Origin of the sequence: Halolamina pelagica, assembly GCF_900115675.1 — an archaeon.
Lineage (GTDB): Archaea > Halobacteriota > Halobacteria > Halobacteriales > Haloferacaceae > Halolamina > Halolamina pelagica.
Map to the genome: position 1 here is coordinate 158,163 of NZ_FOXI01000004.1, position 21,018 is coordinate 179,180.

The window sequence follows — 21,018 nt, forward strand, 5'->3', positions numbered from 1 at the left end:
CCGTCGCCGGCGATTTTTCAACGAGCTGTGTCCTGTGAGGCGTTACCACAAGATTTACTCGTAAGTGTGTATACGTTCGTCACATATGTCCTCGGACATGAACGGAGACGGGCTCTCGCGGCGTACTGTGCTCGCGTCCGCCGCCGCGGCGGGTGCGACGGGACTGGCCGGCTGTAGCAGCCTCACGGGTGGCGGCGGCGACGAGCCGGAGAACCCGATCGAACTGCTGCACGCGTGGTCCTCGGGCGACGGCAACGCCGCCGTCGCCGCCCTCATCGAGGGGTTCCAGGAGGCGCACCCCGACGTGGAGTTCGCCGAGGAGCCGGTCAACGGCGCCGCGCGTAGCAACCTCGACAACGTCATCTCGAACCGACTGCAGGCCAACGACCCGCCGAGCACGTTCCAGACGTGGCCGGGCGCGACCCTGGAGAAGTTCGGCGAGGCCTACGCCGACATCGAGGGCGAGGTCTGGACCGACGACCTCAAGGAGAACTACCTGCCGGGCCCCAAGGAGCAGGCCAAGCTCGACGGGACGTACGTGACGGTCCCGCTCAACATCCACCGTATCAACAACCTGTTCTACAACACGGCGGTGCTCGAGGAGGCCGGCGTCGATCCCGAATCGCTCTCCTCGCCCGCCGACGTGGTCGACGCGTGTGCGGCCGTCGCCGAGAACACCGACGCCGTGCCGTTCGCCCAGCAGACCAGCGGCTCGTGGTCGACGATCCAGCTCTGGGAGACCGTGCTGCTCGCCCAGGCCGGCATCGACGGCTACGAGGCGTTCATACAGGGGGAGGGCGACGTGGATCAGGTCCGGAGCGCACTCGAGAACGTCGTCGAACTCAGCGAGTACTACCCGAGTGACTCCTCCTCGATCAGCTTCACGGAGGCGAACACGATGGTGATGGAGGGCGACGCCGCGTTCATCCACCAGGGCGACTGGGCGGCGGGCGCCTACAGCGGCGACGACGAGTTCAACTACGGCGAGGACTGGGGACAGGTCACCTACCCCGGCTCCGAGGGGAGCTACCTGCTCAACATGGACTCGTTCCCGTACTTCGACAACAACCCGTCGCCCGAGGCGACGAAGACGTTCCTCAGCTACTGCGGCACCACGGACGCGCAGGTCCGCTTCAACCGCGAGAAGGGGTCGATCCCGCCCCGGAAGGACGCCGACGTGTCCGAGCTCAACACGTTCCAGCAGGACCAGTACGACGACTTCACGAGCGCGGACAGCCAGCCGCCGTCGATCCAGCACGGCCTGGCCGTCTCGACCGGGATCAAGACGAACATCACCAGTGCTTTCAGTGGCTTCCTCGAGGATTACGACGCCGACGCGACCGCAGAGGCGCTCGTCGGCGCCTTCGAGTAACGACCCCCTGGAAGCACAGTTATGCGTAACCCGATAGCCACACTCCGCAACCGCTGGTCCGACAGCGACGCCCGAACCGACGGCGGCGAGCCCGCCTCGGAGCGGTCGTTCCTCGACCGGGACTCCGTTCGGTCGGCCCCGTTCTGGGTCCCCCCGTTCCTGCTGGTCGGACTGTTCGTGTACGGCGCCGTCGTCTGGAACTTCTTCCTCTCGCTGACCGACTTCTCCGGGATCGGCGAGCCGGACTACTCCGATCTGGACGTCGAGAACTACTTCGTCGCCTTCTCGGATCCCGTCGACGGGTTCCTGTCGATGTTCGGGATGGGCGGGGAAGTCAGCGGCGGGACGCCGGCGTGGTCGGATCTGACCGTCGATCCCGTCTGGAACTCGCTGGGCAACACGCTGGCCTTGATGATCGGGTTCTCGGCGGTCTGTCTCGCGCTCGGCCTGCTGCTCGCGATCCTCGTCGACCGCGGGATCCGGTTCGAGAACACGTTCCGGACGATCTACCTGCTGCCGATGAGCCTCTCGTTCGTCGTCACGGCGAAGTTCTGGCTCTACATGTACAACCCACAGACCGGACTGATCAACATCGCCCTCGGCGTGTTCGGCATCGGTCCGGTCCAGATCGTCCAGAACCCCGACCTCAAGCTCGGCGCCGTCGCGTTCGCGCTGATCTGGCAGTTCAGCGGCTACGCGATGATCGTCTACCTCGCGGCGCTGCGCGGCATCCCGTCGAGCCACTTCGAGGCCGCGCGCGTCGACGGCGCGAGCACGATCAAGATGTACTGGCGCGTGATCGTCCCCCAGCTCCGGACGGCGACGGTGAGCGCGCTGGTGGTCATCACCGTCTTCGCGCTCAAGGCGTTCGACTTCCTGTTCTCGATGTACGGCGGCTACCAGCCGGGGCCGTCGGCGGACATCCTCGCGACGCGGATGGTCAGGGAGGCGTACGCCAACCAGAACTGGGCGTACGGCTCGACGATCGCCGTCATCCTGTTCGTGATGGCGCTGTGTATCGTCGCGCCGTACATCTACTCGCAGTACCGGCGGGGTGAGCTATGAGCACCGCCGACACCGACGCCCGGCTCAAGCGGCTCGCCCTGTACGCGGTGCTGATCGCGATGGCCGGGTTCTACCTCCTGCCCATCCTGACGGGGCTGTTCACGTCGATCACCAGCCCCGAGAGCTACACGGGGCAGTCGCCGTTCCTGCCGCCGATGGAGCCGCTGCTCCCGGAGACGGGCTCGTTCTCCCTGCAGCCGTGGGGGAACGCGTTCGACGGGCTCGCACGCGGGTTGACGAACAGCTTCATCCTGGTGATCCCCGCGACGATCCTCTCGGGGCTGTTCGGGAGCATGGCCGCCTACGGGCTGACGAACGTCGACTGGCGCGGACAGGTCGGGATCTACGCCCTGTTCGTCGCCGGGATCTTCATCCCGTACCAGGCGGTGCTGGTGCCGCTGACGCAGTTCTGGTACAACGTGGTGCCGCTACAGTCGCTGTTCGCCCCGTTGGCCGGGCTCCCGCTGGTCCAGGCGTACCACTGGAAGCTGGTGGCGCTGATCGTCACCCACACCGCCTACGGGATCCCGATCTGTACGCTGCTGTTCCGTGCACACTACAAGAAACTCTCCGACGAGATGATCGAGGCCGCCCGGCTCGACGGCGCCTCGGTGTCGACGATCTACCGCCGGATCGTGCTGCCGCTCTCGATCCCGATGTTCGCGGTGGTGTTCATCTACCAGTTCACCCAGATCTGGAACGATCTGCTCTTCGCGCTGACGATCGTCCAGTTCGGCGACGCCTCCGTCGTCACGCAGGAGCTGGTGGGGATCGGCGTCTCGCAGGCGGGGACGAACTTCCCGCTGCGGATGGCGGCGGCACTGCTGGCGGCGCTCCCGACGCTCGTGGTCTACGTCCTGTTCGGCGACAAGTTCGCCGAGGGGGTGACCGCATGAGCGTCGCGGAACGGTTCAGAGGTGATTCACTATGGCAGAACTAACGCTCGATTCGGTAACGAAGGTGTTCAACGACGGGGGGAGCGACGAGGTCGTCGCCGTCGACGACCTGTCGATGGGGATCGAGGACGGCGAGTTCCTCGTGCTCGTCGGCCCATCGGGCTGTGGCAAGTCGACGACGCTGCGCATGATCGCCGGGCTCGAGACCGTCACCGACGGCGAGATCCGGCTGGGCGAGCGGACGATCAACGACAGCTCGCCCGCGGACCGGGACATCGCGATGGTGTTCCAGTCCTACGCGCTCTACCCCCACATGACCGTCCGGGAGAACATGCGCTTCGGGCTCGAGGAATCCACCGACATGCCCGACGACGAGATCCGGTCGAAAGTCGAGGGGACGGCCGCGATGATGGGCATCGAGGACCTGCTCGACCGCAAGCCCTCGGAGCTCTCCGGCGGCCAGCAGCAGCGCGTCGCGCTCGGGCGGGCGATCGTACGCGACCCGTCGGCGTTCCTGATGGACGAACCGCTCTCGAACCTCGACGCCAAGCTCCGGGCGACGATGCGGACCGAGCTCCAGCGGCTCCAGGCCGACCTCGGCGTGACGACGGTGTACGTCACCCACGACCAGACCGAGGCGATGACGATGGGCGACCGCATCGCCGTGCTCGACGACGGCGTGCTCCAGCAGGTCGGGACGCCGCTGGAGTGCTACCACACGCCGAACAACCGCTTCGTCGCCGGCTTCATCGGCGAGCCGTCGATGAACTTCTTCCCGACGGCCCGGTCGGGCGACACGCTCTCGGCCGAGCAGTTCACCTACCCGCTGCCCGAGGCGGTCGCGTCCTCGCTGGGCGACGCGACCGAGGTCACGCTCGGCGTGCGCCCGGAGGACGTGGAGGTGCGGCCGGCGGTCGACGACCTCGGCGACCACGACTTCGCGTGTGTCGTCGACGTCGTCGAACCGGTCGGCGAGTCGAACAACGTCTACCTCCGCTTCGCCGACGCACCCGAGGGCGAGACGTTCATCGCGACGATCAGCGGGATGCGGAACGTCGCCGCGGGCGACCGCGTGGGCGCCACGATCCCGCCGTCGGCGATCCACCTGTTCGACGACCGGACCGGTGCGGCGCTGCGCAACCGGTCGCTCGCGGACGTCGACGGCGTCACGTCGACCTGAGGCGGCGCTCCTCCTTTCAGGGTTCCCGGATGTACGTCACCGGACAGTTCGCGTTGAGCAGGATCTCCTGTGCGGTCGACCCGAAGACCGCTTTCCCCGTGGGCGAGCGGCCGCGCCCGCCGACGATCAGCAAGTCGGCGTCGAACTCCCCGGCGAGCCCGAGCACCTCGTCGCTGGTGTCGCCGACGGCGCCGTGCCACGCGTAGTCGACGCCGGCCTCGTCCAGGATCGTCCCGACCTCCCGGATCGTCGCGTGGCGCTTGGCGACCATGCCGGGGGAGACCGCCGCGGCGGGGTCGAAGTCGAGTTGGCGTTTGACGGCCTCGTACTGCTCCTCCGAGAACACGTGGACGAGGTGGACCGTCGCACCCGCCGGTTCCGCGATGTCGATTGCCGTCTCCGCGATCGACGCGACCCGCTCCTCGTTGTCGTCGCCGATCGCGACGACGACCGTTTCGAGACTCATAGGTGACGCTCACTGCCGCCGGCCACATAACCGCTCGGGCGGCCTCGGCCGGTCACTGGCCTACCGCGACCCACTCGCCCCGCTCGTCGCTGGCCTGGATCGCGTCGAGGACCCGCTGGACCGCCAACCCGTCGGCGAAACCCGGGCTGTAACTCGTACCGTCGGCGACCGCCGAGAGGAAGGCGTCGTTCTCGTGGACGAACGTGTGCTCCCAGCCGAGCACGTGCCCGGGCGGCCACCAGTGGTCGAGGAACGGGTCGTCGGTTTCGGTCACGAGGACGGTCTCGAAGCCGCGGTTCTCCGACCCCAGCACCTCGAGTTCGTTGAGCCGTTCGAGCGAGAACCGAACGGCGCCCTCGGTACCCTCGACCTCGATCGTGTGGTCGTTCTTCCGGCCGGGCGCGACCCGGGAGGCTTCGAGGGTCCCCGCGGCGCCGTTGTCGAACCGAACCTGCGCGCCGTAGGCGTCGTCGACGGTGACCGGCTCGGTCCCCGTGCCGTCGGCAGCGGGGCGCTCGTCGACGAACGTGGTGGTCTGCCCGCTCACTCGCTCGATTTCGCCGACGAGGAAGCGTGCGAGGTCGACCGTGTGGGCACCCAGATCGCCCAGCGCGCCGCTGCCGGCCCGCTCGGCGTCGGTTCGCCAACTCGCGGGTGCGTCGGGATCGACCAGCCAGTCCTGCAGGTATCGCCCGCGGAACTGCCGGATCTCGCCGAGTTCGCCCGCCTCGATCAGCTCCTTCGCGTACTGGATCGCCGGCACGTAGCGGTAGTTGAACCCCACCCCCGTGGGGACGCCGGCGTCGGCGGCCGCCGTCGCCATCCGCTCGGCCGCGGAAAGGGTCGGCGCCAGGGGCTTCTCACACAGTACCGGCGTCCCCGCTTCCAGTGCGGTGATCGTGGGCTCCGGATGGACGTCGTTCGGACCGAGGTTGTAGAAGGCGTCCACCTCGTCCACCACCTCGCGCCAGTCCGTCGCCGTCCGGGCGAAGCCGAGTCGGTCGGCCGCCTCGGCGAGCGCCGCCTCGTCGCGGCCGATCAGCACGTCGCGTTCGACCGCCGGCGCGTCGTCGACGAACATCGGCAGCCGCGCGAACGCGTTCGCGTGGGCTTCCCCCATGAAGCCGTAGCCAAGCATCCCGACCGAGAGCGTCACGTCGGTACCTCCACGGTCGTCGTCGTCGGCGGGATCCCCTCCGGAAATCGGCGCGGGCGAATCGCGCGGTGACTCGAACGCAGCATGCCGGCGTCAGTCATACCACACCGTCGCGACGGACGCGTAAGAAATTTACTTACGTTCGAAAGAATAGTTCACAGCATGCGCCCGCACCGAGTCCCGACGCCTGTCTCCTGTCCGGCGGTGCCGACATGACCGCGTGGTACGTCGGCGTCGACCTCGGTGCGAGCAACATCAAGGCGGTCGTCGGCCAGGAGAGCGGCAGCGTCGTCAGCCGCGCGCGCCGCCGGACCCCGCCTGGGCCGGACGGCGACGCGGTCGCCGAGGCCCTGGTCGCGGCGACGCGCGCGGCGCTGGACGACGCGGGCGTCGCCCCCGAGGCGGTCGTCCGCTGTGGCGTCGCGTCGATCGGCCCGCTGGACAAGGCCGCGGGCGAACTCGGCCGGTCGGCCAACCTCGGTCCCGGGATCGACCGCGTCCCGCTGACCGATCCGCTGGCCGACCTGCTCGGCGCGGAGGTGACGGTGCTCAACGACGCCAACGCGGGCGTCGTCGGCGAGCGGTTCTACGCCGACCGGACCCCCGACGACATGGCCTACCTCACCATCTCCTCGGGCATCGGCGCCGGCGTCGCCGTCGACGGCCGCGTGCTCTCGGGCTGGGACGGCAACGCCGCGGAGGTCGGCCACAACACCGTCGAGATCGGCGGGCTCACCTGCGGCTGCGGCGCCGACGGCCACTGGGAGGCGTACTGCTCGGGGGCGAACATTCCCCGCCACGCGCGCCACGTCCACGAGACGGAGGGGGTTCCGACGGACCTGTCGCTCGACGAGATCGACGCGAAGGACGTGTTCGAGGCGGCGGACGACCCCCTCGCCGGGCGGGTGATCGAGCGGATGCAGGCGTACAACGCGGCCGGCGTCGCGGACCTGGTCCACGCGTACGCGCCGCTGGTGGTGTACGTCGGCGGCGCAGTCGCCCGGAACAACCCCGAGCAGGTGGTGGAGCCGGTCCGCGAGCGCCTGCCGGAGCTGGTGATGACTAACGTCCCGGAGGTCCGGCTCACGTCGCTGGGCGACGAGGCGACCGTTCGCGGCGCGCTGGCGGCCGCGATCACCGCCGGCGCGAACGACCGCTCGCAGGTCCGCCCCTAGGCGCGCTCGATCTCGATCTCGTGGGCTTCGACGTCCTCCAGCGCCGCGACGCGGCCGCCGACGCGTACGGGCCCGTCGTCGGTCTCGACGGTGAAGGCGGCGATCGACTCCTCGTCGTTGAGCGTCGTGTCGACGACCTCGCCGGACACGTCCCTGGGTTCGCCCGTCAGCACGTCCCGGCCTTCGACGCTCGCCCGGAGCGGCCCGGAGAGCGCCTGTAGCTCCTCGACACAGCGCCGGAGCGACGCGTAGCGCCGCGGAAGCTCCCGCTCGGGCGTCACTGCGAGCGTCTCCCCCGAGGCCCAGAGCACCGTCGAGACGAACCCGGAGACCAGGAAGCCGAGTTCGGAGCGGTTGAACACGACGCCGTAGCGCTCCTCGCCGCCGTGGAGCGCCTCGCGGGTCGCGTACAGCGAGAACTGGCCGTCGGCGACCGCCGCGACCGGCGTCGTGACGCCGCGGCGCGAACGGACCGTCGTCGCCACGTCCGTGTACTCGTACGCGTCGGCGTCGGGCACCTCGGCGGTCGGCGAGACCAGCAGTTCGATCGTGACGCCGGCCTCGCGTTTCGCCCGGAGTGCGGACTCGAACTCCGCGAGCAGGTCTGGCGTCAGCGACAGCAGCAGTTCGTACTCCGCGGACTCGACGATCTCCCGCAGGTAGCGCTCGATGGTCGCGGGCGACTTGATGAGCGTGACCGCCTCGGCGTCGCGGGCCGGCGCCGTGTAGCGCTGTTCGAGCCCGCTGACGAGGTCGTCCAGCGACGACCTGACGCCGCCGAACGCCTCCTCGGGGTCGACGGCGAGCACCTTCATCGGCCGGGACTCCTGGAGTTCGACGAAGCCGTGCTCCGCGAGGCTCCGAACGGTGTCGTACACCCGGGGTTGGGGGATGTCGGTCCGCTCGGCGATCTCGGTGGCGGAGAGCCGGCCGTGTTCGAGCACGGCCAGGTACGCCTCGATCTCGTACTCGCCGAAGTCGAACGTCTCCCCGACCCGCTCGAGCGCCACGCGCAGGTCGTCGTCGTGCATACTCCGGGGATGCCCGCCCGGTCACATAAACACCGTCCGTCCGTCCCGCCGCCGGACGGTGAAATAAACGTTCACTCGCGTCCGAATACCCGTCCCGGTAGTTCCAAGAGACCCGCGCCCCTGTCGCCGGCTATGTCCGCACCCGACCCCGGCTCGGCCGACCCGCTCTCGCTGCACGGCGTCGTCCCGCCGACGGTGACCGCGTTCGACGACGACGGCGGTCTCGACGCCGAGACGACCGCCGCCCACGCCCGCTTCGTCGTCGACCGCGGCGTCCACGGCGTGTTCCCGCTGGGGACCAACGGCGAGTTCGCCCTCCTCGGGCCCGAGGAGCGCGACGAAGTCGTCCACGCCGTCGTCGACGAAGTGGGTGAGGAGGTGCCGGTGATCGCCGGCGTCGGCGAACCCGCGACCCGCCGGACGGTCGAGCGCGCACGGGCCGCCGAGCGCGCGGGCGTCGACGGCGTCGTCGCTGTCACGCCGTATTACTACCCGCTCGACGGCGACGCGGCCGTCGAGCACTACCGAACCGTCTGTGCGGCCGTCGACTGCCCGGTGTACGTCTACCACATCCCCTCGAAGACGGGCAACGACCTCTCGCTGGAGACGCTCGACGAACTCGCCGAAATCGACAACCTCGCCGGCCTGAAGGACTCCTCGAAGGACGTGCCGTGGCTGGGCCAGGCCGTCGCCGCCCACGACGACCTCACGTTCCTCGCCGGCTCGGACTCGCTACTGAAGCCCGGGCTGGACCTCGGCTGTACCGGGATGGTCTCGGCGGTCGCCAACGCGTTCCCCGAACTGGTGGTCGACCTCTACGAGGCCTACAACGACGGGGACCGGGAGCGCGCCGTGGAACTCCAGGAGCGAGTCTACGCGGTCCGCTCGGCAATCAAGCGCGGCCCCTACATGGCCGGCGTGAAGGAGGCACTCTCCCACCGCGGCTTCGACGCCGGCCCCCTGCGCTCCCCACTCCGCCGGATGGACGACGACGACAGCGAGGCGCTCCGGACGGAGTTGGCGGAGCTGGGGCTGTTGGAGTAATCTTTTACTACGCGTGTAGTAACCCTTCGTCATGGTCGACTACTCACGGCTCCACGACCCGAACGCGGAGTACACGATGCGGGAGCTCTCCGCCGAGACGATGGGCGCCACCGGCGAGCGCGGCGGCGGCCGGGACGTGGAGATCACCGACGTGCAGACGGCGATGGTCGACGGGAACTTCCCGTGGACGCTGGTGCGGATCTACACCGACGCCGGCGTCGCCGGCACTGGGGAGGCCTACTGGGGCGCCGGCGTCCCGGAACTGATCGAGCGCATGAAGCCGTTCCTGATCGGCGAGAACCCGCTGGACATCGACCGCCTCTACGAGCACCTGATCCAGAAGATGTCCGGCGAGGGATCGGTCGAGGGGGTCACCGTCACCGCCATCTCCGGCATCGAGGTGGCGCTGCACGACCTCGCGGGGAAGATCCTCGACCTGCCGGCGTACCAGCTACTGGGGGGGAAGTACCGCGACGAGGTTCGAGTGTACTGTGACTGCCACACGGAGGAGGAAGCGGACCCCGAAGCCTGCGCCGACGAGGCCGAACGCGTCGTCGAGGAGCTCGGCTACGACGCGCTGAAGTTCGACCTCGACGTGCCCAGCGGCCACGAGAAGGACCGCGCGAACCGCCACCTCCGGCCGGGCGAGATCAGGCACAAGGTGGACATCGTCGAGGCCGTCACCGAGCGCGTCGAGGACCGCGCGGACGTGGCGTTCGACTGCCACTGGACGTTCTCCGGCGGCAGCGCCAAGCGCCTCGCCGAGAAGCTCGAACCGTACGACGTGTGGTGGCTCGAGGATCCCGTCCCGGCCGAGAACCTCGAGGTGCAGGCGGAGGTCACCAACTCCACGACGACGCCGATCACCGTCGGGGAGAACCGCTACCGCGTGACCGAGCTCCGCCGACTGATCGAGGACCAGGCCGTCGACATCGTCGCGCCCGACCTGCCGAAGGTCGGCGGGATGCGCGAGACGCGGAAGATCGCCGACGTGGCCAACCAGTACTACGTCCCCGTGGCGATGCACAACGTCGCCTCGCCGATCGCCACCGTCGCGGCGGCCCACGTCGGCGCCGCGGTCCCGAACTCGCTAGCCGTCGAGTACCACTCCTACGAACTCGGCTGGTGGGAGGACCTGGTCGAGGAGGACGTGATCGTCGACGGGACCATCGAAGTGCCCGAGAAGCCCGGCCTGGGCGTCACGCTCGACCTCGACACCGTCGAGGAACACTTGGTCGAGGGCGAGGAACTGTTCGATCCCGTATGAGCCTGCCCGCCTTCGACGACGCCCCGGCGCCGACGCTCGCGACGTTCGGCGAGAGCATGCTCCGGTACAGCCCCCCGGCCGGCGAACGGCTCGAGACGACCGACGACCTCGCGGTCCACGTCGGCGGCGCCGAGAGCAACGTCGCCGTCGCCGCGGGCCGACTCGGCTGCGAGGCGGCGTGGCTCTCCAAGCTCCCGGATTCGCCGCTCGGCCGCCGGGTCGAGCGCGGGGTTCGCGAACACGGCGTCGAGCCGGCCGTCGCGACCGGCGAGGGTCGCGTGGGGACCTACTACCTCGAACCGGGCGGGAAACCCCGGGGCACCTCTGTCGTGTACGACCGTGCGGACGCCGCGGTTCGGACGGCGACCCCCGACGAACTCGCCGTCGACAGGATCCGCGCTGCCGACGCGTTCTACACCAGCGGGATCACGCCCGCGCTCTCGGACACGCTCGCGGAGACGACCGAGGAACTGCTCGCGGCGGCGGGCGACGCCGGGGCCACGCGTGCGTTCGACCTCAACTACCGTGGGAAGCTCTGGTCCCCGGACGCGGCAGCCGAGACGCTCCGGCCGCTGTTCGACCACGTCGACGTGCTGGTCGTCGCCGCGCGGGACGCCGCGACCGTGCTGGACCGGGATGCGGAACCCGAAACGGTCGCCCGAACCCTCGCCGCCGACTACGACTGCGAACTGGTCGTCGTCACCCGGGGCGACGCTGGGGCCGTTGCGGCACACAACGGCGACATCCACGAACAGGGCGCGCTGGAGACGGAGACGGCGGATCCGGTCGGCACGGGCGACGCGTTCGTCGGCGGGCTGCTGGCCAGCCGGCTGGCTGGCGGAACGGTTCCGGAAGCGCTGGAAGTCGCCGCGGCGACGGCGGCGCTGAAGCGGACCGTCGCGGGTGACGCTGCGGTGGTGACGCCCGACGAAGTGGCCGCGGTTCTCGACGGCGCCGACGGCGGGATCGACCGCTGAGACGGGCGTCGACGCTCAGTCGCCGTCGCCCACCCGGATCACCTGCAGCAGCGAGTACACCGGGACGCCGTCGACCTCGTCGAGCCCGTGTTTGTCCGCGAGCACGCCGCAGGCGACCGGTTCGCCGCCGCGGGCGCGGACGGCGTCGATCGTCTCCTGCATCGTCGTCCCCGAGGTGATGGTGTCGTCGACGATGTAGCAGTCCCGTTCGCGCACCTCCGCGAAGTTGCGGGAGAAGCCCCCCTCGAGGTCGTCGATGCTCCCCTCCTCCCACTGGTGCTTGCGGGGCGTGTAGGTGGCGAGGTCGGTATCCAACTCCGTCGCGACCGTCGTCGCCAGCGGGCCGCCGGCCTTCTCGACGCCGACGGTCAGGTCCACGTCCTCGCCCTTCTTCGAGAGCAGGTCCGCGAGCGCCGCGGCGACGTGGCCCAGCCGGGCGGAGTCACGGCCGACCGCAGACCAGTCGACGTGGATGTCGCCCGGCCCGCCGCTCTGGACCGGCGTGGCGCCCGCCCGCTCGACCAGCCACGAGGCGGTCTCCCGGGAGACGTTGAGTTCGTCGGCGATCTCCCCCTTCGAGAAGCCCCGGTCGGCCAGCGATCGCGCGTCCTCGATCAGGTCGTCGACGTTCTTCATGGCCCGATTTCGACCGCCGTCTTGATAACGTCGCGGTCCAGCGCCGCCTCGAACTCGCGGAGGGGGTAGACGTGCTCGGTGAACGCGTCGACGACCGAGGGCGGCAGGGAGTCGAGCCACTCGACGGCCCGCTCGAAGTGGCTGTACCCGGCGTTGACCGAGCCGATCACGGCCCGGTTGCCGACGACGAGTTCGCGGTGGCGTTCGCCGAGTTCCACCGACGCCTCGTGGTCGCCCGGCACCCCCAGCAGCGCTGCGACGCCGTTGGGCGCGAGCGCCGACACCGACTCGACGGCGTGTGGCGCGTGGCCGGTCGCCTCGACGACCAGGTCCATCGGCGCGTGTGCGGCGGGGACCTCGTCGACCGGGGTCTTCCGCGAGTCGACGTACGTCGCCCCGATCTCCCGGGCCAGTTCGACCGCGGGGTCGTCGCGGTCCCGGCGACCCAGACAGTACACCTCCTCGAACCGCTCGTCGAGGACTGGCAGCGTCAGCAGGCCGAGCGACCCCGTCCCGAGCACGAGCGCGCGGTCGCGCTCCCACGTGAACGGCTCGCGGGAGGCTTCGGCCAACTCCAGCGCCTTCGCGGTGATCGACAGCGGTTCGACGAGGAAGCCCGCGGGCGCCAGCCGCTCGGGGAGCCGAAGGAGGTACTCGCTGGGCACGGCGACGAACTCGGCCATGAACCCGTCGGCGCCGTCGATGCCGCACTCGACGGTCGCGTTCATCGGCGCCATGTCGGGCTCGCCCCGCCGGAAGTACTCGTTGTAGTCCCCCGGCGGCCGGCGGACGGTGGGAACGACCGGCTCGCCGGCCGAAAACGCCGTCCCGTTGGGGTCGGCGACGGTGCCGACGGCCTCGTGGCCCAGCACCATCGCCCCCTCGGTGCCGCCGTGGTTGCCACCGACGACCTCGCGGTCGGTGCCGTCGACGCCGACCCGGTCGATCCGGACCAGCACCTCACCCGGACCCGGTTCCGGCCGCGGCCGGTCGACGAGCCGCGGCGACCCGTTCTCCTCGAGTACGACTGCGTCCATGTCACCTCGTACCGCACACCTGCACAAAACGTTTATCCTATAGTGAGTAAACTTTTGAGCCATGCGAAACCGCGACCGCCCCGGCGTCGACCACCGCGATCGGCTCGATCGGCTCTACGACGAGTTCGACACCGCGTCGATCCGCTCGCTGCGTGACTTCGTGGAGTTGTTCCCGCCGGTCGACTCCACCGCGGCGCTGGAGCGGTGGGAGACCGCCCGCGCGGACTTCGAGAGCCGCAACGCCCGCGTCGCCGACGCCTTCGGCGACTCCTACGCCGAGATCGCGGGCCGCGCGACCCGAGAGACGGCGGGGCGGGCCGTCGACCTCTGGGAGCGGGAGGGGCGTGCGGTCAACGCGCTCGTCCTGGACGTGGACGAGACGCTGCGCTCGGCGGGGGGAACGGACAACGAGATCCCCCGCGAGACGCTCCACCTGCTGACCGAGCTCCACGACGCCGGCGTCCCGATCGTCATCTGTACCGGGCAGACCCTGGAGAACGTGAAGGGGTTCCTCGTGCAGGGGCTGGGCAGCGAACTCGTGCACTCGGGCGAGCTCTCGGTGGTGTACGAGGCCGGCAACGGCGTGTTCACGCCGGGGCACGGCTCCGACACCAAGCAGCTGCTCTACGAGGAGCTCGCGCCGTCGGTCCGGCGCGTGTTCGAGCAGGTGCGCTCGAGCGCGCTCGGGGAGGCGCCGACCGCGGTCGCACGCGGCTGTCACCTGCAGGGTAACGAGTTCAGCGTCACGCTCAAACCCAACCACGAGACCGGGAGCCACGAGGCGCGGGGGGTGATCGACGAGGCGCTGCGCCACCAGATCGACTCCCTCGGGCGAGCAGTCGCCGACGAGACGGGTATCGACGGCGACGCCGACAGCGACGCAACTGGGTGGGCCCGCGCGTACTACGCCGCCGCCGACGCCGAGATCGCCGCCGTGCTCGACCGCGTCGACGCCGCGGTGCCCGAGACGACGATCCCGGAGCCGGTCCGGGAGCTGTTCGAGCGCATCGACGTGGGCTACTACGAGGCCGACGCCGCGGAGATCACGTCGCTCGAACTCGACAAGGTGGCGGGCGTGGAGGCCGCCTTCGACGTGCTCGGCATCGACGACCCCTTCGCGTTGGTGCTGGGCGACTCCAAGTCCGACCTCCGGGTGATGGAGTGGGTCGACCACCACGACGCCGGCATCCCCGGCGCGCCCGAGCACGCCTCCGAGGTGGTGCTGGACCACGTCCGGGAGGCCGACGGCCTGCTGTTCGACCGCGGCGACGCCGGGACGCCCCTCCGGACGGTGCTGGCGCTGAACCAACTCGCAGCGATCGAGAAGACGGGCCGCCGCTGACCGCTCGTTACCACTCCGTCAGCGCGCCCCGGCCGTGGAAGTGCGTGAGCACGACCGCGAAGGTGATCGCGCCCGTCACGGCGAACGCGCCGCCGACGTAGAACACCGTCTCGATGCCGTACCGGCTCCAGAGCCACCCGGCCATCATCGGCCCGAGCACGCTGCCGGGCCGCCAGACGAGTTCGCGGATGCCGAAGCTGGCGGCGATGCCGCCCTCGTCGGCGCCCTCGTCGGCGAACAGCGCCATGCTCGCGGGTTCGCGGAACGCGTCGACGACGCCGAGCAGGCCGTTGATGACGAGCAGCGGAACGAACGCCGGGCCGAGCTTCCCGAGCAGCGAGTAGCCCGCGCCGACCCCGGTCAGGTCGCTGAGCAGTGACGGCACGATCAGCTCGTAGCTCCCCGGGAGGCCGACTGCCGTGCCGATGGCCGGCGTGAACGGGACCGCGAGCGCGACCAGCCCGTAGGCACCGCCGCCGGCGAACACGAACAGCGACCGACCGTAGCCGTCCGAGAGCCGGCCGGTGAACGGCTGGCAGAGCATGTTCGTCAGCTTCTCGGCGACGAGGACGAAGGCGACCGCGAGCCCGGCGTAGGCCAGTCCGCCCCGGGCCGCCGAGACGCCGGCGTAGATGGCCACCCACGAGCGGACGACGGTCACCGCGACGGCGTACTGCGCGCGAAAGGAGGTCAGCGTGATGATGCGCTTGTTGAGCGCCAAGCCGGAGAAGGGGTTGCCGTACGAGCGCGTCTCGTCGGCCGGGAGGTAGAGCCAGACGCCCGCCAGGCCGAGCGCGAAGGAGACGACGATGACCGTGTAGATCGGCGTGAACCCGACGACTTGGTAGAGCCCGCCGGCGATGATCATCCCGAGGATCGACGCCAGAAAGCGCACGGAGTTTGCCTTCCCGATGGCGTTGGCGCGCTCGCCGTGGTCGGCGAGTTCGCCGACGAGCGAGAGCGTCATCAGCCCCGAGCCGGTGACGGCGGCGCCCTGCAGCGCGCGGACGCCGATGAACGCCGTGCTGTCGGCGAAACTCGTCGCCAGCTCGATGCCGAACATCGACGCCGCGGCGACGGCGACCGCGTCGCCGATGGGTTGGACGTTCGCGAACGCGACGTAGGCAACCACGCTCACGCTCAGCACCGCGAGCAGTACCTTCTTCTTGTCGTACCGGTCGCCCGCCCACGCCAGCGGGATCACCACGATCGTCTGTGCCAGCGTAAAGCCCGTGATGAACAGCCCGCCCATGAAGTCCGAGGCGTTGAGCACCTCGATGTAGAACGGGATCAACAGCGCGAGCGTCGAGTAGCCGAAGCCCGTGGCGAACCGCGAGAGGTAGAGCGACCAGAACTGCAGCCGTTCCTCGTTCACACGCCGACTGCGTGTGACCCCCGAAAAGACGTTTCGTTTCGATACGCGGGACTACCGGGCGCCGGTGCTGCAGTAAAAAAACCGGTATCGGCGGCGTTACTCGCGGCGAGCGACGAAGCCGACGCCGATCAGTGCGATCAGGGCGGCGACGACGCCGAAGCCGGGCGCCGAGGTGGTCGTTTCGGTCGAGGTGTCAGTCGGGGTTTGGGTGCCCGTGGCCTGGGCCGTGCCCGTCCACGTCTCGTTCAGCCCCGCCTCCTCGGAGGTGATGCTGATCGTGTACTCCTCGTTCGCCTCGAAGGTGAAGAAGGAGAACTGGCCGGTCGCGCGACCGTTCCGGTTGACGGTGACCTGCGTCGTGGTCTCGGCGCCGGTGTCGTCGCCGGTACCGGAGACCAGCGAGAACGTCAGCGAGGTGCCGGGCGCGAGCGTGGTCGCGACCTGGTAGTTGACGACCTGGCCGGCGGGCGCCTCGCTCACACCGTCGAGGAAGTTGACCTTGGGTTCGACGACGCCGAACGTGGCGGTGCGGGTGTAGTTCTCGCCGTCGGTGACAGCGTCGGTCAGCGTCGCCGACGCGGTGAAGCTGTCACCGACCTCGGCGGCTGCGGTGCCGTTGCCCTGCTGGAACGTCGTCTCGTCGAGGTCGACGGCGACGTAGACGGCGTTCTCGGTGGCGTCGACGGCGACGCCCTCGGTGTCGGCGGCGGCGTCGAGCGTCTTCGCGGACTCGTCGGTGCCGACGCTGCTCTCGGTCTGCTGGAGCGAGACCTCGAGCTCGTCGCCCAGGAGCGTGCCGTCGTCGTCGGCCTCGGCGGGCACGCCGGAAGCGTTGAGCCGGAGGACGACGACGTCGCTGGCGGCGACGATGCTGTTGGTCGGGTCGGACTGGCTGCCGGCCTCGGCGGCGGCGGAGGCGGAGGTGGTCGCCGGCGCCGTGGTCACCGTGAGGTCACCGACGGCGTCCGATCCGACCGGTGCGGTCGCGGCCGCCGCGGGGGCGACGGCTGCGAGAAGCAGTACGAACGCGAGCGAGAGCGCAGTGTACCGTGTGTTCATGGTTGGGTGGGGCCCAGCCCCGCTCGCCGAGACGGGTGTCCGGGTGCGTCAGCGGACGCTGTGGGGTGCGACGCCGTACGGAGGGCGAGCGGGGCGGAGCCGGACCGAGTAAATCGGCCGCTGTCCCCTGATTCGTGAGGACGAACTAAACGGTTCCCTTCCGGACGCCGTCTGGTAGGCGTTAACTGGACTGTATCGGCAGGTTTTGCCGAGCCAGTAGTTTCACGGCGCCGCCGGCCGACCCGTCCCCATGACGATCTTCTGGCATCGCCGCGACCTGCGGGCGAGTGACAACCGGGGGCTGGCGGCGGCCGCCGCCGACGGCGACACGGTGCCGGTGTTCGTCTTCGACGACGCCGTCCTCGACCACGCCGGCGACGCGCGGGTCCGGTTCATGCTCGACTCGCTCGCGGAACTCCGTGAGGCGTACCGCGAGCGCGGGAGCGACCTCGTCGTCGCCCGGGGGGACCCAGCCGAACTGCTCCCCGCGCTGGCGGCGGCCGTCGACGCCGAGGCGGTCCACTGGAACGCTGACTACTCCGGACTGGCACAGGAGCGCGACGCGCGGGTCGAGGACGCGCTCGCCGACGCCGGCGTCGCCGCCGAGACCCACCACGACGCGGTGCTCCACGAACCCGGGACGATCCGCACCAACGCGGGGGAGCCGTACTCGGTGTACACGTACTTCTGGAAGAAGTGGCGCGACCGCGAGAAGCCCGACCCGTTCCCGGCGCCCGACAGCGGTGACCTCGCGGACGGCGACGCGCTCGCGGCGGGCGAGCTCGCCGACGCCCTCGCGGGCGAGTTCGACATCGACGACGCGCTCCGTTCGGACCTGCCGTCGATCGAGGACCTCGGCTTCGGGGAGCCGGAGGCCGACGTGCAAGCCGGCGGAACCGCGGCCGCACACGACCGCCTCGAGAGCTTCCGTGACGAGCCCGTCTTCAGCTACGAGGCCGATCGCGAGTACCCCGCCCGGGCGGGGAGCTCCCGGCTCTCCCCGCACCTCAAGTTCGGGACGATCGGCATCCGGACGGTGTACGAGGCGACCGAGGCGGCGATGGCCGACGCGAGAGAGCGGGACGAGCGGACCGACGACGACTCCGAAACGGAGGACGACGAACTGGGGCCCGCCGCATCGAGCGTCGAGACGTTCCAGTCCCAACTGGCCTGGCGGGAGTTCTACGCACAGGTGCTCTACTTCAACCCCGAGGTCGTCTCACAGAACTACAAGGAGTACGAGGAGCCGATCCAGTGGCGCGACGATCCCGAGGAACTCGCGGCGTGGAAGGCCGGCGAGACCGGCTACCCCATCGTCGACGCCGGGATGCGCCAGCTCCGCGACGAGGCGTGGATGCACAACCGCGTGCGCATGATCGTCGCCTCGTTCCTCACGAAGGACCTGCTGATCGACTGGCGCGCGGGGTACGACCACTTCCGGGAACACCTCGCGGACCACGACACCGCCAACGACACCGGCGGCTGGCAGTGGGCGGCGTCGACGGGCACCGACGCCCAGCCCTACTTCCGGATCTTCAACCCGGCCACGCAGGGCGAGCGCTACGACCCGGACGCCGAGTACATCCGGGAGTACGTGCCGGAGCTCCGGGGCGTCGACGCCGACGCGATCCACGACTGGCCGGACCTGACCGACGAGGAGCGTACCGAACTCGCGCCCGACTACGCCGACCCCATCGTCGACCACGGCGAGCGCCGGGAGCAGGCGCTGGCGATGTACAAGCGAGCGAGGGGGGAGGAGCCGGACGAGGCCTAACGGTTCTCACATCGCCACGGCATCACGCTTCCTGCAGCGACCTGTCGGTCGCTGCCGGGCGCGCGCCGAGGCTGGCTCGCTACCCGTGCGTTGCGGTATCCGTCGTCCCCAGGATCGTCTCGCAGTGGGGGCACTGCCAGATCACCGGTTCGCCCCAGTCGGCGTCGATGAACGCGCGCTCTAACTTCCGCACCTCCCGCTCGCAGGACGGACAGTTGGTCATAGTTCGGCTCCCGGCGCCCCGGGATTAACCGTTTCCCTCGCGGAACCGGATCCCCCCGCCGCCGTCGGGCTTTTGCTCGCCGGGCGCCCACTGGGTGGTATGACCACACGCATCGACGTGCTGCTGTACGACGGCTTCGACGAACTCGACGCCGTCGGCCCCTTCGAGGTGTTCCAGAACGCCGCGCGTGCCGGCGCCGACTGCACCGTCTCGCTGGTCACTGCCGATCCGCGGGACCGCGTCACCGCGAGCCACGGCCTCGACGTGGGCGTCGACGGGACGCTCGCGGACCCGGACGAGGCCGCGGCGCCGGCCCTGCTCGTGGTGCCGGGCGGTGGCTGGTCCGGCGGCGAGGGTGGCGTCCGCCGGGAGTACGACGCCGGCGACCTCCCACCGAGAATCGCGGCCCACCACGACGCTGGCGCGACGATCACGTCGGTCTGTACCGGCGCGATGCTGCTCGAACGCGCCGGCCTCCTCGGCGACGGCCCCGCCGTCACCCACCAGTCGGCGGTCGGGGACCTCCGGGCGGCCGGCGTCGAGGTGCCCGACGCGCGCGTCGTCGACACCAGCGACGTCGTGACCGCCGGCGGGGTCACCAGCGGGATCGACCTGGCGCTGTACCTCGTGGAGCGGGAGTTCGGCGCCGACGTGGCCGACAGCGTGGCGACGACGCTTGAGTACGAGCGCCGCGGGGACGTGCTCGTCGATCGTTAAGTCCGCGCGATGGCGACCCAGACGGCGGCGGCCGCGGCGGTCGTGAGGACGGCGAGGCCGGTCCAGCCCGCGTCGTACCCGACGGTCTCGGCGACCGTCCCGAACAGCGGCGGCGCCACGAGGCCGCCGGCGTTGAGCGCGCTCTGCCCGCCGGCGGTGGCCGCGCCGACCTCGTCGTCGTCGACCAGCGCGGTCATGGTCGCGTAGTAGACGCCGGGGAAGCCGAGCATGGACACGCCGAGGAAGCCGAACGCCAGCCACGTCGCAGTCTGGCCGTCGGCGACGACGACGGCCAGAAAGCCCGCGCCGGCGACTGCGGCCTGCGCGGCGAGGACGAGCGCCGGCCCGCGGGTGGGTCGACCCGGGATGCGGTCCGCCAGTTCCCCGCCCGCGAGCCGGCCCAGACTGCCCGTTACCTGCACGGTCGCGAGCACGGCGCCGCCGACGCCAGCGGTGGCGGCGACGGTGTCGGTGACGTGCGGGACCGCGTAGCTGGTGGTCGTGAACACCGCGGCGCCGAGGAAGAACCCGGAGACGAGCAGCCCGCGGTAGGCGCGGTCGTCAAGCAGCGAGCGCACGTCGGGCACCGAGAGCGACCCACTGGCGGGCATCCCCTCGTACCGCAACGCGGTGACGACGGCGACGACCACGGCGAGGCCCGCACCGGCCAGAAAGGCGGCCTGCCAGTCGAACCGGACGGGCCCCAACACGGTCGCGGCGTCGGTCGTCGCCATCCACGTGACCAGGAGTGCCGCGGCGGCGCTGCCCGCGGTGACGCCGACCTGCTTGACGTTCATCGCCAGTGCCTCCCGACCGGGGGGCGCGACGTTGACCGCCGCCCGGTTGGTCGCGGGCATCGCCGTCGCGTACGCGAACCCCACGAACAACAGCGCCACGAGCAGGATCGGGAAGGTGGGGGCGACGGCGACGAACGCCATCCCCGCCGCGAGCGCGAGCAGGCCGTACACCAGCAGGGGCCGCTCGCCGAACGCGTCGGTGGCCGCGCCGGTCCCGAACAGCAGCGCGGTGTACCCCAGCATCACCGCCGTCACGGTCAATCCCGTGACGCCGAGCGAGACGCCGAACCCCTCGCGGACGAACGCGGTGGCGGCGAACACCGTGTAGAAACAGAGGCTGGCGGTGAACTGCCAGCCCGAGACGAGTGAGACGCCGCGCCAGCCCATATCGACCCTGTGGTGCAGCCACGTAAGTGCGTGCCCGTTGCG

Annotated in this window: 20 protein-coding genes; 11 read left to right on the forward strand and 9 right to left on the reverse strand. The window is 70.3% G+C overall.

Annotation, left to right across the window (positions count from 1 at the left end; genetic code table 11):
* Positions 1-97 precede the first annotated feature (97 nt).
* Genes BMZ83_RS07305 through BMZ83_RS07320 form a run of 4 tightly spaced genes read left to right on the forward strand, consistent with a single transcriptional unit; the run spans position 98 to position 4,513 of the window.
* Positions 98-1,372, forward strand: a complete 1,275-nt coding sequence (locus tag BMZ83_RS07305) for an ABC transporter substrate-binding protein (protein WP_241729482.1) — start codon at positions 98-100, stop codon at positions 1,370-1,372.
* Positions 1,373-1,393: 21 nt separating this feature from the next.
* The gene (locus BMZ83_RS07310; protein WP_074877175.1) at positions 1,394-2,437 is read left to right on the forward strand and encodes a carbohydrate ABC transporter permease; all 1,044 of its coding nucleotides are present in this window, start codon (positions 1,394-1,396) and stop codon (positions 2,435-2,437) included.
* Positions 2,434-3,333, forward strand: a complete 900-nt coding sequence (locus BMZ83_RS07315) for a carbohydrate ABC transporter permease (protein WP_074877176.1) — start codon at positions 2,434-2,436, stop codon at positions 3,331-3,333. Before BMZ83_RS07310 ends, BMZ83_RS07315 begins: the two co-directional genes overlap by 4 nt.
* A gap of 31 nt (positions 3,334-3,364) precedes the next feature.
* Complete coding sequence (locus BMZ83_RS07320) at positions 3,365-4,513, forward strand: ABC transporter ATP-binding protein (protein WP_074877178.1); 1,149 nt, start codon at positions 3,365-3,367, stop codon at positions 4,511-4,513.
* 16 nt (positions 4,514-4,529) lie between these two features.
* Here the strand turns inward: BMZ83_RS07320 and BMZ83_RS07325 are convergent, their stop codons facing one another.
* Together BMZ83_RS07325 and BMZ83_RS07330 are read right to left on the reverse strand one after the other, a co-directional pair.
* Positions 4,530-4,979 (reverse strand): universal stress protein, encoded by a 450-nt coding sequence (locus BMZ83_RS07325; RefSeq protein WP_074877180.1) that lies wholly within the window; start codon positions 4,977-4,979, stop codon positions 4,530-4,532.
* A gap of 52 nt (positions 4,980-5,031) precedes the next feature.
* Positions 5,032-6,135 (reverse strand): Gfo/Idh/MocA family protein, encoded by a 1,104-nt coding sequence (locus tag BMZ83_RS07330; protein WP_074877182.1) that lies wholly within the window; start codon positions 6,133-6,135, stop codon positions 5,032-5,034.
* Positions 6,136-6,347: 212 nt separating this feature from the next.
* Between BMZ83_RS07330 and BMZ83_RS07335 the strand changes: the two genes are divergently transcribed.
* Complete coding sequence (locus BMZ83_RS07335) at positions 6,348-7,310, forward strand: ROK family protein (RefSeq protein WP_074877184.1); 963 nt, start codon at positions 6,348-6,350, stop codon at positions 7,308-7,310.
* Here the strand turns inward: BMZ83_RS07335 and trmB are convergent.
* Entirely contained in the window at positions 7,307-8,341 is a 1,035-nt protein-coding gene (gene trmB, locus BMZ83_RS07340; protein ID WP_074877186.1) for an HTH-type sugar sensing transcriptional regulator TrmB, read from the reverse strand. The genes BMZ83_RS07335 and trmB overlap by 4 nt on opposite strands.
* Before the next feature lie 132 nt (positions 8,342-8,473).
* Here trmB and BMZ83_RS07345 point away from each other — a divergent pair, with 132 nt between their 5' ends.
* Genes BMZ83_RS07345 through kdgK1 form a run of 3 tightly spaced genes read left to right on the forward strand, consistent with a single transcriptional unit; the run spans position 8,474 to position 11,629 of the window.
* Positions 8,474-9,385: a dihydrodipicolinate synthase family protein gene (locus BMZ83_RS07345; RefSeq protein ID WP_074877188.1), complete on the forward strand. Its 912-nt coding sequence runs from the start codon at positions 8,474-8,476 to the stop codon at positions 9,383-9,385.
* Between the two features lie 31 nt (positions 9,386-9,416).
* Positions 9,417-10,652 (forward strand): mandelate racemase/muconate lactonizing enzyme family protein, encoded by a 1,236-nt coding sequence (locus BMZ83_RS07350; RefSeq protein WP_074877190.1) that lies wholly within the window; start codon positions 9,417-9,419, stop codon positions 10,650-10,652.
* Positions 10,649-11,629, forward strand: a complete 981-nt coding sequence (gene kdgK1 / locus BMZ83_RS07355) for a bifunctional 2-dehydro-3-deoxygluconokinase/2-dehydro-3-deoxygalactonokinase (protein ID WP_074877192.1) — start codon at positions 10,649-10,651, stop codon at positions 11,627-11,629. Before BMZ83_RS07350 ends, kdgK1 begins: the two co-directional genes overlap by 4 nt.
* Positions 11,630-11,644: 15 nt before the next feature.
* On the opposite strand, the gene gfcR is transcribed toward kdgK1, so the two are convergent.
* Both gfcR and BMZ83_RS07365 read right to left on the reverse strand, forming a co-directional pair.
* Positions 11,645-12,265, reverse strand: a complete 621-nt coding sequence (gene gfcR / locus BMZ83_RS07360; RefSeq protein ID WP_074877195.1) for a transcriptional regulator GfcR — start codon at positions 12,263-12,265, stop codon at positions 11,645-11,647.
* Entirely contained in the window at positions 12,262-13,302 is a 1,041-nt protein-coding gene (locus BMZ83_RS07365) for a glucose 1-dehydrogenase (protein ID WP_074877197.1), read from the reverse strand. The genes gfcR and BMZ83_RS07365 overlap by 4 nt, the downstream gene beginning before the upstream one ends.
* A 61-nt stretch (positions 13,303-13,363) precedes the next feature.
* On the opposite strand from BMZ83_RS07365, the gene BMZ83_RS07370 reads away from it, so the two are divergent.
* Positions 13,364-14,644, forward strand: coding sequence for an HAD hydrolase family protein (locus tag BMZ83_RS07370; protein ID WP_074877200.1), 1,281 nt, complete (start codon positions 13,364-13,366; stop codon positions 14,642-14,644).
* Between the two features lie 7 nt (positions 14,645-14,651).
* On the opposite strand, the gene BMZ83_RS07375 is transcribed toward BMZ83_RS07370, so the two are convergent.
* Together BMZ83_RS07375 and BMZ83_RS07380 are read right to left on the reverse strand one after the other, a co-directional pair.
* On the reverse strand, positions 14,652-16,019 hold the full coding sequence (locus BMZ83_RS07375) for an MFS transporter (RefSeq protein ID WP_074877203.1): 1,368 nt from the start codon (positions 16,017-16,019) through the stop codon (positions 14,652-14,654).
* A gap of 96 nt (positions 16,020-16,115) precedes the next feature.
* Positions 16,116-17,078 carry a PGF-CTERM sorting domain-containing protein gene (locus tag BMZ83_RS07380; protein WP_074877205.1) on the reverse strand — a complete coding sequence of 321 codons (963 nt, stop codon included), beginning with the start codon at positions 17,076-17,078 and terminating at the stop codon, positions 16,116-16,118.
* A 250-nt stretch (positions 17,079-17,328) separates the two neighbouring features.
* Between BMZ83_RS07380 and BMZ83_RS07385 the strand changes: the two genes are divergently transcribed.
* The gene (locus BMZ83_RS07385; protein ID WP_074877207.1) at positions 17,329-18,852 is read left to right on the forward strand and encodes a cryptochrome/photolyase family protein; all 1,524 of its coding nucleotides are present in this window, start codon (positions 17,329-17,331) and stop codon (positions 18,850-18,852) included.
* A gap of 79 nt (positions 18,853-18,931) precedes the next feature.
* On the opposite strand, the gene BMZ83_RS16810 is transcribed toward BMZ83_RS07385, so the two are convergent.
* Positions 18,932-19,075, reverse strand: coding sequence for a hypothetical protein (locus tag BMZ83_RS16810; protein WP_166623224.1), 144 nt, complete (start codon positions 19,073-19,075; stop codon positions 18,932-18,934).
* Between the two features lie 99 nt (positions 19,076-19,174).
* On the opposite strand from BMZ83_RS16810, the gene BMZ83_RS07390 reads away from it, so the two are divergent.
* The gene (locus tag BMZ83_RS07390) at positions 19,175-19,792 is read left to right on the forward strand and encodes a DJ-1/PfpI family protein (protein ID WP_074877209.1); all 618 of its coding nucleotides are present in this window, start codon (positions 19,175-19,177) and stop codon (positions 19,790-19,792) included.
* Here BMZ83_RS07390 and BMZ83_RS07395 read toward each other — a convergent pair.
* On the reverse strand, positions 19,789-20,976 hold the full coding sequence (locus BMZ83_RS07395) for an MFS transporter (protein ID WP_074877211.1): 1,188 nt from the start codon (positions 20,974-20,976) through the stop codon (positions 19,789-19,791). The two genes, BMZ83_RS07390 and BMZ83_RS07395, sit on opposite strands and share 4 nt — an antisense overlap.
* Positions 20,977-21,018 lie beyond the last annotated feature (42 nt).